We start from the raw sequence: 13,830 nt of genomic DNA, 5'->3' as shown, positions 1-13,830 counted from the left end.
GGCGACTGCTTAGCGTGGCTTGCCACGACGGAAGCTCCCTACCCCTACCCTATCGCTTCAGCGCCACGCGCACGCCGGCCATGAGCCAGCGGGTGGGCATCTGGGCGCCCAGCAGGTCTGAGTACTTGGCGTTGAACAGGTTCTGGGCCTGGCCCACCAGCCACACGCGCTCGGGTAGCAGGGCCAGCTCCAGGCGGGCGTTGAAGACGGCGTAGCTCGGCGTGAGCACGGCCAAATTGGTGGCGGCGCTGGGCACGGTTTGCTGGCCGGCGCGCACCTTATAGAGGCCGCCCACGCTCAGCGTAAAGCGCTGGTGAACAAGGCTGACGTTGCCCGAAACCAGGTGCCGCGCCACGTTGGAGAGGTACTGCGACTGCACATCGCCGGCCACATCGAGGTGCACCCAGGTGTAGCCCACGCTGCCGTCGAGGCGCAGGCCAGGCGCCAACTGGGCGCGGCTCGTCACCTCGGTTTCGATGCCCTGGGTGGTTACGGCAAACAGGTTTTCGGCCAGCCGGTAGCTCGCGCTGGAGCTGAGGTTGGTGAAGCCCGTGGTTTCAATCGTCTGGCTGCCCGAGGCGGCCACGTAGTCAATCAGGTTGCGGCCGTAGCGGTTGAAGTAGGTGCCGCGCAGCGTGAGGGCGGGTAGGGGCTGGTAGTCGAGGCCCGCTTCGTAGTTCCAGGTGCGCTCGGCGCTCAGGCCGGGGTTACCCACGTTGAAGCCGCTGGGCACCACGCCGGGCCGAATGGCCGAGTTGTACTGCTCGGTAAAGTTGGGTGCCCGGATGCCCCTACCCACCGCGCCGCGCACGGTCAGCTTTTCGCCCACCTGCTGGCTGGCATTGAGCTGCGGCACCACCTCGGTGCCGTAGTTCTGGTCGTGGTCGAGGCGTAGGGCGGCCGTAATGTTGAGGCCGGGGGTAGGCGCCAGGGCCGCCACCGCAAACGCGCCGGCGTGCCACACGGCGTGGTCGCCGCGGTCGTTGCTTTGTACGGCGCGGCGGTCGGCCTGGCCGCCCACCGTGGCGCGCACCTTGGGCGAGAGCTGGATTTGGTGCTGGCCCTGCACGTTGAGGTAGTGCATGAGGTGGTCGCTGGCCGCCGAGGTGGGCGTGTACACGTAGAGGTCGGTGCTGGCCGTGCCCACGATGGACAGCTCGGTGCGGGCGCGCTCGTTCCACTCATAGCGCAGCTGGCCCTGGTACCAGTCGCGCGAGGTGGTTTCGCGGGCGCGGTCGCCGGCGTTGGTCGTGTAAAAATTCTGAGCGTTGTAGTCGCGTCGGTCGAAGCTGGCGCGGGCGGCGGCGCTGAATTTATCGGTAATCTGGTATGCGCCCGACAGCGAGTAGGTGTTCAGCTTGAAGTCGTTGCGCAGGCCGCCGGGCAGGTCGAGCAGCTGCCCGCTGGCCGTGTTGTTGAGGATGCCGCCCGCCAGGCGCAGGCCGTGGTCCTGGCCGTAGAAGCCGGCGTTGGTGCTTTTCAGGCCGTATTCGCCAGACAGGAAAGTGCCGGCCAGCTCCACGGCGTCGGGCCGGTGAGTGGCGGCGAAGGTCTTGGTCACAATGTTGATGAAGCCGCCCACCGCATCGGGCCCGTACAGCGCCGCGCCGGGGCCGCGCACCACCTCAATCTGCTCAATCTCGGCCGGCGTAATGGGCAGATAGCCCGCGAAGTGACCCGTGAGCGGGTCGTTCAGGCGCATGCCATCCAGCAAAATCAAGACCTGGTTGAAGGTTGAGCCGCGCAGCGTGATGTCGGCCTGGGTGCCGAAGCTGCCGCGGCTCTGCACCTCCAGGTTGGGCAGCAGGCGCAGCAGGTCGTCGAGCGAGGCCACCGGGTAGCGGCTGAGGGTGCTGCCGGGCACTACGGTCACGTAGCGGCCGGTTTGGCCCGAGAGCTGGCCGAGGCGCGTGGCGTACACCGTCACTTCGCCGAGCGGGCGCTGGCGGGCGCTATCGGCGGGGGTAGGAACAGCCAGGCGCTGGGCTTGCGTGGCTAGCGGCAACAGTAAAACTAGGCTGGCGGCGCTTCGTAAAAATGGGGACATACAAGCGGTTAAATAAACGGCCGCAAAGGTACCCTTTATTGCCAGCGAAAAAGCCTGGAATGCCCAAAAATGGCTACTTGGGCGGCGCCGGCGGGTTCTGGCGTGTCAATAACAGGCCCAGTCCCAGGCCCTGGCTGAACTGAATACCGGGGTCCTGGTCATACTGATACAGCACGGTACTCTGGAAGTTAACGCTCAGCAGCCCGTACACTTTGGCCGTAATGGTGAGGTCGAGGCGCTGGTTGATGTCGCGCGCCCGAAAGCCGCCGTAGTTGGTAAACAGCAGGTAGCGCGCCTTAAAATTGGCGTTGGGACCCAGCGGCTGGTCGAGGGAAGCCAGAATCTGGGCCGCCAGAATTTCCCAGCGCGTGGTGTGGCCGGGGTCTACGCCATATACCACATCGGTGGGCAGCGTCTGGAAGCGCCCCGGCTCCCGCACTATCGTTAGGCGCGGCGCGAAGGGCGACAGGCGCAGCACAAACCGCTTGTTAGGATGAAACTCAAAGCCGTAGGCATTCGTCAGGTAAGCCGGGGCCAGGAAACTCGATACCAGCCGCGGTATATCGCCCGAGTAGTCGTAGCCGGGTGCAAACTGCGAGAGCATGTTCAAGGACACAAAGGCGTCCCACTTGGGCGAGAGGGCGTGGCCGTACTTGGTATCGAGCCAAAGGCGGTCATTGGTTTTGCGGTAGCCCTGCCCTCGCGTGTACTGCCCGGCGTACAAGAAGTCGGCCTCGTTGTCCCAGCTTTGCCGGCCACGCAGGTAGTGCGCCTGGCCATTAAAGAGCGTGCTCAGTCCCAGCGACGTAGCCCCACCGCCCTTCCAATTATCCGAAATTACGGCCTCGTTGAGGTTGACGCCCGCCTTGAGGCTGGTGCGCCAGTACGACGTGTCGGCGGGGGTAGGTGCCGGGGCCTGGGCCCGAGCCAGCAACGCCCCGCAAGCCAATAAGCTGCTGAGGAAGATGTTCTTCATATATGTAACCAGGGTGGTACCAGCGCGTGAGTGTGAGGCAGCAAAGCTACTGAGCAGCCTGTGCCACAAACCGCCTGCCTGGCTCAGCTCCGGCTACAAGCCACCAGACTGGGCCGGCTGCCCGGTCAGCTGGTTACGACCGCCGACAGTCCGCACGAGGTTAATCGTGAAACGGCCTGCCATCCTAGGCCGAAAGGAGGATAATAAACTACTCCACAGCTTACTGCGCAGCTAATGCAGGCCAGCGGCAGCTAGGATGACTACGGCTCCGGTATAGCCCACATTATCTTGCGGTTCTATGTCCGTTTCTACCCCAGTCGGAGTTACTACTTTGGCGGCTCCAGCCCGCTCACCCTACTACCCAGCCCTTACAGGCTTGCGTGCCGTGGCGGCATATCTCCTGTTTTTTCACCACTTCCGGCCGCTCATTCTCAATGATGGCTGGCCTAAACTCGTGCTTGAGCAGCTCTACGTAGGCGTGAGCTTGTTTTTTGTACTTAGCGGCTTCGTGCTGGCCACGCGCTACCAGCAACGCGTGCAGTTGACTGGGCGTTGGTGGCGAACGTATTTCTGGAAGCGAACGGCACGTATCTACCCTAGCTATCTGCTACTTAACACTACTGTACTAGCGCGCTTGTACTGGCCTGTTGCGACCGGAAAGCTGGGCCATACGCTACTGCTGGTCTTCCTGAGCGAGAGCTTATTGCGCGGCTTTTCGAGCACGCTCAAATACGTGGGGTTACCGCAGGGCTGGTCGCTCACACCCGAAGAATGCTTCTACGTGTCGCTGCCGCTGCTGCTGTTGCTGTGGCAGCGCCGGGGCATCCGGGGTGCTATCGGGTTTGCATTAGCGGTCCTGCTATTAGGGCTGGGGCTCACCACTATATGCCAGGGCCGGCTGGCCCTACACGGTTTCTTCGGCTCCTATTACCATTTGTTCAACTTCACGTTTTTCGGGCGGGTGCTGGAGTTTATGCTTGGTGCAGGGCTGGCCCGCTGGTGGGGCGGGCGCCCCTCAGAGGAGGCTACGGGCTGGCCTTGGCGCACCTTGGCCGGAGGAGTAATTATTGTAGGCACTATCTCAACGCTAGCCATCTTTAATTCTCCACGGCACTGGTACGAGGGCAATCAGTACTTACCGGCTATTGGGCTCAATCTGGTATTATTTCCGGCTGGTGTAACGCTGTTGCTTGCCGGGCTACTTACTGAACGCAGCTGGCTGCGTACCGGGTTGGCTACTTCGCTTTTACAGGCGCTGGGACGTAGCTCTTACTTCTTTTATTTGCTGCATATAGGACTGCTTAGTATCTGGTGGCGAAACTGGTTTGGCTGGGGCCGCCACATTGGTCTACAGTTTTTGGCCACTTTGCTGCTGGCTGAGTTAGGCTATCGCTACTTCGAGCGGCCGGTGCACCGTTGGCTACTGGCCCGCACGGTGGGTAGCCAGGCTCAATTAAACAAGCTAGCGCATAAGAATACGCTTATTAGCCAGTGATTTTCTGAGACCTAAGCAGTTTGCTGTTCGTCAACCTGGCTGTTCACCTCGGGCGCTACCTCCGTGGCGTAGATGTGCTCCAACTCCTCCAGCACTTCCTGCCCGTCGATTTTTAAGTCCTTGAGCATACCGTCGGCAATGTCGTAGACGAGGCCGTGGAGGCGGGGCGGGTTTTCGCCCTTCATCGCATTCTGGATGATATTGGTTTTGGCCAGGTTTTGCACCTGCTCCAGCACGTTAAGCTCTACCAGGCGGCGCAGGCGCTGGGTTTCGTCGGCAATGCCTTGCAGCTCGGGCTCGTGCTGGTGCACTACGTTGCGGATGTTCACCAGCCAGTTGTCAATCAGGCCGTACTGCTTGTGGCTGGCGGCAGCCGCCACCCCGCCGCAGCCGTAGTGGCCGCACACCAAGATATCCTGCACGCCCAATACTTCCACGGCGTATTGCAGCACGCTGAGCAAGTTCATATCGGTGTGCACCACCAGGTTGGCAATGTTGCGGTGCACAAACATCTCGCCCGGCCCGGTGCCCGTGATGCCCGAGGCCGGCACCCGCGAGTCGGAGCAGCCAATGAACAGGTAGCGCGGCTGCTGGCCGTCGGCCAGGCGCTTGAAAAAGTTGGGGTCTTCGGCGTTGCGGTCGGCTACCCATTGCTGATTGTTGGCGAGAATATCTTGGATTCCGGACATTGGTATTGGCGTAAAATGGTGCGTGTACTGCTTACCTATACGGCAAAACCCCTACCCCATGTTCCGGTCCGCAATGGCTAGCTCAAAGGCTTTGGCGTAGGATTCGCCTATCGGCACAACCACCTCACCCAGGTAAATCCGGTTTTTGCGAATGGAGTCGATGTGGCCCAGCGCCACGATATACGAGCGATGCACCCGCACGAAATCGGCGGCAGGCAGCCGTTCCTCAAATGCCTTCAGCGAGTTGAGCGTGAGCAGCGGCCGGGGCGCAAGCGTATAAATCTTGACGTAGTCTTTCAGGCCCTCCAGGTAGCGGATGTCGCGCAGGCTCACGCGCTGGGCATGGTAGTCGGCCTTCACAAAGAGGTAGTCATCGGGCGGGGCGAGCACGGCCGGGGCCGGCGCGGCGCGGGCGGCCAGGCGGTCCTGCGCCTTGTGCACGGCCTGCAAAAAGCGGTCAAAGGCAAACGGCTTCAGCAGGTAGTCGAGGGCGTTGAGGTCGAAGCCTTCCACGGCAAACGCCTCGTAGGCCGTGGTGAACACCACCAGTGCCTCGGGCCGCACGCTGCGCACAAACTCCACGCCCGTGAGGTCGGGCATCTGAATATCGAGAAAAATCACGTCTACCGGCTCGCGGCGCAGGGCCTCGCGGGCTTCGAGCGCGCTGCGGCAGGTGCCCGCCAGCACCAGGCCGGGCACCCGCGCCACAAAGCTGGCCAGCAGCCGCAGGGCCAGGGGCTCATCGTCAACCAGCAGGCACCGGAGCATGGGCAAAGGTCAGGGTGAGGGTCGCAATGAAGTCGGGCGCCGTGCGGTCGAGCGTCAGGGTGTGCTGGCCGGGGTAGAGCAGGCGCAGGCGCTCGCGCACATTGCGCAGCCCTACCCCCCCCATCGGCACCGCCCCGGCCGCAACCGCCGGCGCACTGGCAAACACGCGGTTGCGCACCGTAAAGGTCAGGCTGTCGTCCGTTACCCGCAGGTGCAGGCCAATTGGCGAAGGCTGCTGAAAGCTGATGCCATGCTTGAAGGCATTCTCCACAAACGGAATCAGCAGCATGGGCTCGATGAGGTGGCCGTGCGGGTCGCCCACCACCTCCAGCTCAATGGGCACTTGTTCGGCGTCGAGGCGCAGGCGCTGCAAGTCGACGTAGGTGCGCAGGTGGGCCAGCTCGTGGGTGAGCGGCACGCGGGGCGCGTGGGCCTCATACAGCATGTAGCGCATCAGGTGTGAGAGCTTGAGGATGGCGGCGGGCGCGTCGTCGCTCTTCAGCTCGGCCAGCGAATACACGTTGTTGAGGGTATTGAAGAGAAAGTGGGGGTTGACCTGCGACTTGAGGAAAGGCAGCTCGGCGGCCAGCTGGCTGCTGTGCAGCTGCTTGCGCAGGTCTTCGCTATCGAGCCACTCGCCGATGATGCGCAAGGCGCTGCTCACTACCCACACCAGGGCCAGCAGCACAAACAGCATTTGCAGGGGGCTGAGGGTGCCCCAGCGCTTGACAGCGGGGGGCGGCGGCAACGAGATAAGGCCGAAGTGCCGTAGTATCATGGGCCCGGCAAACGACAGCCCGATGAACACCACCAGCGCGAAGTAGCCCGCAAAGCGTCGCCGCGCCAGCAGCCGCGGAATCAACACCCAGTAGTTGAGGTAAAAAAAGCCCGCCAGCAGCCCCACAAACAGCACAATGCGCAGCGAGCGCAGCCCCAGCCCAATGCCCACCACCAGCTGCGCAAACGCCAGCAGCAGCACCGCCACCGCCAGCCACGCCGCCACGTGGGCCAGAATGCGCAAGGCGCGCGGCTGCAGGAAGCGGGCAAGCATACGGCGGAGGTGAAAATGAACGGACCCGGAACGGCAACCCCGCTACAGCGGCGGCACCACCAACGAGCGCTGTCGGCGCGAGTGGGCACTGAAATACCCCAGCACGCCGCCCGAAAAATTCGACTTAGGATTGGTAGGCGTGATGCTGAACAGCGGGTTGCCCTGCAAAATCTGGTTCAGGGTGCGGAAATACTCGTAGGCGTCGGGGTCCACGTTCTGCATCTCTACACGCACGCTGTCGCCGGTGGCCAGCTTATCGGCATCGTCGGTGCTACCCCCGCCCCCACCCCCGCTGCCCAGGGCGCGGGCGTTGGACTTGCCATCGGTAAACTCGTCGGTTTGCAGAAAGATATTTTTGTTGAGCCGGCCGTTGCGGTATTGCCGAAACAGGTAGTAGTTGCGCGGGCCGGCCGGGTCCTGGTACTCGGGCACCACCTGGATGTTGTTGCCCACCACGCTTTTCTGGGCGCGCAGGCCCGTGAGCGCCACCACCGGGCTGGGCAGCGTGGAAGCCGCCACGTAGCTCTGGCCGCCGGTTTCGACGCGCAGCGTGTAGCGCCGGCCCGGCTGGCCCAGCAGCTTGCTACCCCGGTACTGGCCGGGCGTGCTGGTTTCGGCCAACTTTTCGAGGCCGCCCGCGTCGTCGCTGAGCGTGACGGTGGCCCCGCTCACGGCCGGAAACGTGTTGGTCTGGGTATAATCGACGCTGCGCGAGAGCAGCACCGTGCAGGGCTGGCCGTCGTCGGCCAGGTTGCCCTCAATGGCTAGCTGCGGGTCGGCGTTTTGGAGGTCGAGCGTCACCACCTTTTGGCACGAGGCCGTGAGCAGCAGCGCGGCGGCCAAGACAAGCGGATATTTCATAACTGATTCAGGAACGTCATGCTGAGCTTGCCGAAGCATCTTGCTCGCACTATTGTATGATTGGGTTAGTACACCATGCGAGATGCTTTGGCTGCGCTCAGCATGACGTTCTTTTTTAAGTGTTTACGGCAACTCTATTAAAAGCTAAAATTGTAGGTAGCCGAGGGCACCATCTTAAACAAGGACGTTTGCACGGCCTGGGTTTTGGTGGGGTCGTTGGGGTCGGTTTGGAAGGTGATGCTGTAGGGGTTTTCGCGGCCCAGGGCGTTGTAGACCGAGAAGTTCCAGCTGCTATGGAAGCGGTGGCCCTCCTGGTGAGGCTTTTCGTAGGTGGCGCCCAGGTCGAGGCGGCGGTAGGCGGGTAGGCGGTCGGCGTTGCGGGCGCCGTAGAGGGGAACGGCCTGGCCGGCCACGAGGTATTTGCCCACCGGGTAGGTCACGGCGTTGCCGGTGCTGGCCACGAAGGTGGCGGCCAGGCTCCACTTGGCGTTGAGCTGGTAGAGGGCCACCACCGAGAGGTCGTTGGGCCGGTCCTGGCGGGCATTAAACCGTGCCCCATTGTTGATGTCGTTGAACTGGCGCTGGCTCTTGCTCAGCGTGTAGCCCAGCCAGCCGGTGAGGCGGCCGGTTTGCTTTTTCACCAAAAACTCGATGCCGTAGGCCCGGCCCTGGCCAAATACCAGCGTGCTTTCCACATCCTGGTTGCCTTGCAGCTGAGTGCCGTTGCGGTAGTCCACCTGGTTTTGCAGCCATTTATAATAGACTTCGGCCGAAAAAGCGTAGTCTTCTTTGGCGCCCAGCGTGCGGAAGTAGCCGGCCGAGAGCTGGTCGGCCAGCTCGGGCTTCACGTTCACCGACGTCGGAATGTAGAGGTCGGTGGGCGAGGTGGAGGCTGAGTTGCTGAGCAGGTGCAGGTTTTGCACGTTGCGGGCGTAGCCGGCCTTGAGCGCCGTGGCGGCCGAGAGCTGGTAGCTGGCCGCAAAGCGCGGCTCCAGGTTGAGGTAGGTTTTGATGACCTGGCCGCTGCCGTACTGCTGGCTGGCCACCACCCGGCCGCTGTTGTCGTAGGTCGAGTAAGTGCCCGCGCCCAGCAGGGCAAAGTCGGAGAGCCGCAGGCCGGCGGCAAAATCCAGGCTCTCAGTAGCGTGCCACTCGTAGGAGGCGTAGGCGGCCGTTTCGAGCGAGTAGTTGGGGCGGGCGGGGGTAGGGTTCACGGCCGCATCGGCGGCGGCCGTTACGTGGCCCGGCGTGATGGTGTGGTAAATGGCCTGCGCCCCAAAGCGTAGCGTTTGCGTGGTGCTGGGCGAGAACTCAAAGTCCTGCTTCAGGTTCCAGTCCTTGATATCGGAATCGATGCTGAAATCCTGGTTGTTGACCTTAATATTAATCTGGTAGCTGTACTTGCTGAAAATGAGCGAGGTATTGCTAAACAGCCGGTCCGAAAACAGGTGATTGAGGCGCAGCGTGGCCGTTTGGTTGCCGTAGTTGTTGCCGAAGTTGCCCACGCCCAGCGCATCGCGCCCTAGATAGCCCGAAAAGTAGAGACGGTTGCTGGGGCTGAGCGTGTAGTTGGCCTTGGCGTTGAAATCGTAGAAATACAGGCTGGAGCTCTTGGTCGTTTCGTTCGACGACAGCTTCAGGAACACGTCGGCGTAGGTGCGCCGGCCGGTAACCAGAAACGAGCCTTTGTCCTTCACAATGGGGCCTTCCAGGGCCAGGCGCGAGGCAATGAGGCCGATGCCGCCGCTGCCGTGCAGCTCCTGGTTGTTGCCGTCCTTCATCTTAATATCGACCACCGACGAGAGCCGGCCGCCGTACTGCGCCGGCATGCCGCCCTTAAACACGGTGAGGTCGCGGATAGCATCGGAGTTGAAAGTCGAGAAGAAGCCTAGCAAGTGCGAGGCGTTGTAGACGGGCGCCTCGTCGAGCAAAATCAGGTTCTGGTCCACGTTGCCGCCGCGCACCGTGAAGCCGCTGCTACCCTCCCCGGCGCTCTTGATGCCCGGCAGCAGGGTCAGGGTTTTGAGCACGTCTTTCTCGCCAAACAGCACCGGCACCTTGGCTATCTGCTTTAAGTCCAGCACTTCTACGCCGGCCTGCGCCTTGCTGATGTTGGCCTGGGCACTGCGGCCCGTCACGACTACCTCGGTCAGCTCCTGGCCGCCGGGGCTCAGCTTGAAGTCGAAGCGCTGGCTTTTCTCGGCCGTGACTTTGCGGCGCTGGGCCTGGTAGCCCACAAAGCTGGCCTCCACGGTGTAGGTGCCGGCTGGCACCGTGAGCGAGTAGAAGCCGTAGGCATTGGCCGCCGCCCCTACCCCCGGCAGCTCGACCAGGTGCACCGAGGCGCCGGTGAGGTCTTCGCCGGTTTTGGCGTCCTTCACGGTGCCGCTGAGCGTGACGCGGGCCTGCGCCTGCGCCGCCTGGGGGCTGGCGCAGGCCAGCAGCCCCAGTACCCCGCCTGCCGGCGCCGCCAAAAACAAGTGGAAACGCAAAGACAGCAGCGTAAGCGGTAGTTTCATCCTGCAAACTTACCAGCGGTTGCTAGCTGGGGCCGCGCTTTTTTCTACTATCCCGCCCAAAAGCTAGACGAATGACCTCCCCCTACCCCCTATGCAGCACCACACGCAGCGTGTGCCGCGCCCCGGCGGGCACAAACTCGTAGCTCAGCTTGAAGCCGTAGTAGGCGCAAATCTGCTGCACGATGCTCAGGCCCAGGCCCGGCGACTCGGAGGCGGCATTGTGCTTGCGGAAACGCTCAAAAAACCGCGCCGGGTCACCGCTTATCACCGGGCCGGGGTTGCTGACTTCGAGCACGTTATCGGTGAGATGCACCGTCACGTCGCCACCGGGCACGTTGTGCCGGATGGCATTGTGCAGCAGGTTGTGCAGCAGCGAGTCGGCCAGGCCGGGGTGCAGGCGGCGGGGGGGGGTAGGGGCCAGGTGCAGGTGCGGCGTGAGGTCGCGGGCCTCCAGCAGCGGGGCCAGCTGCTCGGCTTTTTCGCGCACCAGGGCGGCCAGGTCGAGCGGCACGGCGTCGGTGTACTGGCCGTTTTCGATGCGGCTGAGCAGTCCCAGCGCCTGGTGCAGCCGCGAGAGCCGGCGCGTGGCGCCGTAGAGCTCGGCCAGCAGCGGGGCGGCGGCCGCGTCGTCGGCCAGGGCGGGCACTTGCAGCAGCTGCTCCAGCTGGGCCTGCATAATGGCCAGCGGCGTCTGGGTTTCGTGGGCGGCGTTGGCCGTGAACTCGCGCAGGCTCTCGTAGTCGGCCACCAGGCGCTGGCTCAAGTGTGTCAGGGCCTGGTTGAGCTCGGCAAACTCCTCGATGCCGGGCGTGGGCAGCGCTAGCGGCTGGTGCTGCTGCAAATCGTAGCCGCGCAGCGCCGCCAGCGTGTGCCGAAACGGCGCCCACAGCCGCCCCGACAGGTAGCGGTGCAGCACCACGATGCCGCCCAGCAGCAGCGCCAGCAGCACCAGCATACTGCCCACGGTGGCCACCAGCAGCTCGTCGGTTTCGACCAAGGACTTGCGCAGCGTCACCCAAGCTGGGGCCTGCCCTACCCCCCCCGCTACCCGGAACGTGAGCTGCCGGTGCGGCACCAGCTCGTGCTCGTTGGGGTCGAGCAGCAGCGTATCGGAGTAGCCCAGCGGCCGGGGGCGGAGGCTAGCGCTGTATTGCTGGCTGAAAATGGCCGCGGGCAGCGGCTGGCCACGGGCCAACCAGGCTTCCAGCTCCTGGCGCTGGGTAAGCAGTTGCTCTTCCACCTCGTTGCGCACGGCATGGTCCACGCCCGCGTACAGCACCCCGCTACCCACTGCAAACAGCCCGATGCTGAGCAGCATAAAGTAGCGGTTGGTGGCGGCTAACAGCTTCATGTTTTGGGGGTAGGAGGGTAAAGGGGGCGTTTGTCCTTGCGAGCGCAACGCGGCAATCGCCTCAGAACGATACCCGAACGATTTCGTTTTGGGGCGATTGCCGCGCTGCGCTCGCAAGGACAAACGCCCCCTTTACCCTCCTACTCCTTACTCCACACTCAGCTTATACCCTACGCCATACATAGTGCGGATATAATTCTCGGCGCCCTTTTCCTGCAGCTTTTTGCGCAGATTTTTGAGGTGGGTATAAATGAAGGCAAACGAGTCGGCGGCATCGACGGCGTCGCCGCAGAGGTGCTCGGCAATGGCTTCCTTGGTGAGCACGCGGCCGGGGTTGGCGAGCAGGTACAGCAGCAGGTCGTATTCCTTGCGGGTCAGGGTAAGGGGCTCGCCGCGCACTAGCACTTCGGCCTGCTCGGGCCACACTAGCAGGTCGCGGAAGGCCACGTGGTGCTGGCCCTGAAATCGCCGCCGCCGGATAATGGCCCGCAGCCGCGCATTCAACTCGGAGAGGTGAAAAGGCTTGGCCAGGTAGTCATCGGCGCCCAGGTCGAGGCCCGTTACGCGGTCGTTGAGGCCATCGCGGGCCGAGATAACGAGCACGCCCGCAGGCGAGTTATCGGCCTTGAGCACGCGCAGCAGGTCGAGGCCATTGCCGTCGGGCAGGGTGAGGTCGAGCAGCACGCAGTCGTAGTGGTAGAGCTTGACTTTTTCGTAGGCCTGGGCAAAGCTGGCGGCTACTTCTACCACGTAGCCACCCTGGCTGAGGGCATCAACCAAGGTAGAGCGCAGGGCTGCTTCGTCTTCGACTAACAGTATTTTCATGGGCAGGAAAAGGAAGAATTATTGCCCGAAAAAAGAAAGCAAATCTGAAGCAAATTGGGTTTTTGGTTCCTTGTTCGTAGTTCCTGGTCCCTGGTTCGTAGTTCCTAGTTCTTCGTTTGAACGACAACTAGGAACTAAGAACCAGGAACCTACTTAGGCCGCCACGTGATGCATAGGCCGGGCGTATTGCCGTAGTAAGTAGGCATAATGCCCACATCGCGGCCAATTGACTTGCGGCCCCAGCGGTTGCGGTGCGTGAGGTAGGCCAGGTGAGCCGACAAGATGCCGAATCCCGCGCCGGCCACTACATCGCTCTGCCAGTGCTTGTCTACCACCATGCGCAGCCCCGCCACGCTGGTAGCCAGGGCGTAGGCCCCGATGCCGTACCACTGGCTCTTGTCCCGAAACTCGGTGTGCACGATGCTGGCCGCCAGAAACGCCTGCGCCGTGTGTCCCGACGGAAACGAAAGGTTATCCGACCTATCGGGCCGCTCCTCGTGGCTCAGCGACTTCACCAAAAACGTGCTACCCAGCATAATAGCCTCGCTCTTGGCAATGATGAGCAGCGTATTGATGCGGTCGTCGCGGCTTTCTACCCCGGCCAGTGCCACGGCGCCCAGCTCGAGGTAGGGCACGAAGATGAGGATGTCGGCCACGCGGCTCTGCGACGACGGGAAGAGGCGGTGAATATCGCGCTGCGCATCCTGGTTGGTGTAGAAGCCGCCGCCGTTAAACGTGTAGGCACCGTAGCCAATGAGCACTGCCGGAATAGCGACCGCCCGGAACAGCTTGCTCTTGAAAAACGGCCGCTTGGCCAGCGGCGATACACCGGCGGGGTTTTCGTACTTGTGCGTGGTATCGACGGGGGCGGTGGTGGCGGGGTTGAGGGGCACCTGCGCCAGCACAGGCGTGGCGCTGCTCAGCAGCAGCCCCAGCAGCAAGGCACGGGTAGAAGAGAAGAATGAATGCATGGAACGATGAATTGGTAACAAAATGGCCTCTACGCAAGCCGGCCGGTTTTTGCTGTCGCCAACGAAGCTATTTGTTAATTCTGGTAATATTCTGACTTGGCATTTTTGCGCCCGCCCGGCAGCGCCCAGGCGGCGGGCAGGCACGCTGGCCGCGCATCGGCAACGTTGCCGGCAACGATAGCGCAAATAATTCACCCTCTTTGCTTGCAGATACCGCCGGGCCACCCTAGTATTCCGCTGCCGAAGCCCGTTTTGTATCGGGCCAATAGCACTTTTC

The 13,830-nt window shown here is 62.7% G+C and carries 11 protein-coding genes; 1 reads left to right on the top strand and 10 read right to left on the bottom strand.

Annotation, left to right across the window (positions count from 1 at the left end):
- Positions 1-49: 49 nt before the first annotated feature.
- Together E4631_RS06810 and E4631_RS06805 are read right to left on the bottom strand one after the other, a co-directional pair.
- The gene (locus tag E4631_RS06810) at positions 50-2,047 is read right to left on the bottom strand and encodes a TonB-dependent siderophore receptor (protein WP_133658776.1); all 1,998 of its coding nucleotides are present in this window, start codon (positions 2,045-2,047) and stop codon (positions 50-52) included.
- 73 nt (positions 2,048-2,120) lie between these two features.
- Positions 2,121-3,023, bottom strand: a complete 903-nt coding sequence (locus E4631_RS06805) for a DUF3078 domain-containing protein (protein WP_133658777.1) — start codon at positions 3,021-3,023, stop codon at positions 2,121-2,123.
- 298 nt (positions 3,024-3,321) lie between these two features.
- Here E4631_RS06805 and E4631_RS06800 point away from each other — a divergent pair, with 298 nt between their 5' ends.
- Positions 3,322-4,518, top strand: a complete 1,197-nt coding sequence (locus E4631_RS06800; RefSeq protein WP_133658778.1) for an acyltransferase — start codon at positions 3,322-3,324, stop codon at positions 4,516-4,518.
- A gap of 11 nt (positions 4,519-4,529) precedes the next feature.
- Here the strand turns inward: E4631_RS06800 and can are convergent, their stop codons facing one another.
- The 8 genes from can to E4631_RS06760 all read right to left on the bottom strand — a co-directional run bounded on the left by can (position 4,530) and on the right by E4631_RS06760 (position 13,553).
- Positions 4,530-5,207: a carbonate dehydratase gene (gene can / locus E4631_RS06795; RefSeq protein ID WP_166648175.1), complete on the bottom strand. Its 678-nt coding sequence runs from the start codon at positions 5,205-5,207 to the stop codon at positions 4,530-4,532.
- Positions 5,208-5,258: 51 nt separating this feature from the next.
- Positions 5,259-5,975 (bottom strand): LytTR family DNA-binding domain-containing protein, encoded by a 717-nt coding sequence (locus tag E4631_RS06790; protein ID WP_133658779.1) that lies wholly within the window; start codon positions 5,973-5,975, stop codon positions 5,259-5,261.
- Complete coding sequence (locus tag E4631_RS26230) at positions 5,953-7,026, bottom strand: sensor histidine kinase (protein ID WP_133658780.1); 1,074 nt, start codon at positions 7,024-7,026, stop codon at positions 5,953-5,955. The genes E4631_RS06790 and E4631_RS26230 overlap by 23 nt, the downstream gene beginning before the upstream one ends.
- Positions 7,027-7,068: 42 nt before the next feature.
- Complete coding sequence (locus E4631_RS06780) at positions 7,069-7,887, bottom strand: DUF4249 domain-containing protein (protein ID WP_166648176.1); 819 nt, start codon at positions 7,885-7,887, stop codon at positions 7,069-7,071.
- Positions 7,888-8,024: 137 nt separating this feature from the next.
- Entirely contained in the window at positions 8,025-10,406 is a 2,382-nt protein-coding gene (locus E4631_RS06775; RefSeq protein ID WP_133658782.1) for a TonB-dependent receptor, read from the bottom strand.
- Positions 10,407-10,488: 82 nt separating this feature from the next.
- Complete coding sequence (locus E4631_RS06770) at positions 10,489-11,757, bottom strand: HAMP domain-containing sensor histidine kinase (protein ID WP_133658783.1); 1,269 nt, start codon at positions 11,755-11,757, stop codon at positions 10,489-10,491.
- A gap of 147 nt (positions 11,758-11,904) precedes the next feature.
- On the bottom strand, positions 11,905-12,582 hold the full coding sequence (locus tag E4631_RS06765) for a response regulator transcription factor (RefSeq protein WP_133658784.1): 678 nt from the start codon (positions 12,580-12,582) through the stop codon (positions 11,905-11,907).
- Positions 12,583-12,731: 149 nt separating this feature from the next.
- Entirely contained in the window at positions 12,732-13,553 is an 822-nt protein-coding gene (locus tag E4631_RS06760) for a phosphatase PAP2 family protein (protein ID WP_133658785.1), read from the bottom strand.
- Between the last annotated feature and the right edge of the window lie 277 nt (positions 13,554-13,830).

Source organism: Hymenobacter sp. UV11, from assembly GCF_004684095.1.
Classification (GTDB): Bacteria; Bacteroidota; Bacteroidia; order Cytophagales; family Hymenobacteraceae; genus Hymenobacter.
Note: the sequence above shows the minus strand (reverse complement) of the source record. Positions and strands in the feature narration are given on the sequence as shown.

Coding starts and splice junctions, on each gene's coding strand:
- E4631_RS06810 (WP_133658776.1), bottom strand. CDS start 2,047: ATGTCCCCATTTTTACGAAGCGCCGCCAGCCTAGTTTTACTGTTGCCG.
- E4631_RS06805 (WP_133658777.1), bottom strand. CDS start 3,023: ATGAAGAACATCTTCCTCAGCAGCTTATTGGCTTGCGGGGCGTTGCTG.
- E4631_RS06800 (WP_133658778.1), top strand. CDS start 3,322: ATGTCCGTTTCTACCCCAGTCGGAGTTACTACTTTGGCGGCTCCAGCC.
- can (WP_166648175.1), bottom strand. CDS start 5,207: ATGTCCGGAATCCAAGATATTCTCGCCAACAATCAGCAATGGGTAGCC.
- E4631_RS06790 (WP_133658779.1), bottom strand. CDS start 5,975: ATGCTCCGGTGCCTGCTGGTTGACGATGAGCCCCTGGCCCTGCGGCTG.
- E4631_RS26230 (WP_133658780.1), bottom strand. CDS start 7,026: ATGCTTGCCCGCTTCCTGCAGCCGCGCGCCTTGCGCATTCTGGCCCAC.
- E4631_RS06780 (WP_166648176.1), bottom strand. CDS start 7,887: ATGAAATATCCGCTTGTCTTGGCCGCCGCGCTGCTGCTCACGGCCTCG.
- E4631_RS06775 (WP_133658782.1), bottom strand. CDS start 10,406: ATGAAACTACCGCTTACGCTGCTGTCTTTGCGTTTCCACTTGTTTTTG.
- E4631_RS06770 (WP_133658783.1), bottom strand. CDS start 11,757: ATGAAGCTGTTAGCCGCCACCAACCGCTACTTTATGCTGCTCAGCATC.
- E4631_RS06765 (WP_133658784.1), bottom strand. CDS start 12,582: ATGAAAATACTGTTAGTCGAAGACGAAGCAGCCCTGCGCTCTACCTTG.
- E4631_RS06760 (WP_133658785.1), bottom strand. CDS start 13,553: ATGCATTCATTCTTCTCTTCTACCCGTGCCTTGCTGCTGGGGCTGCTG.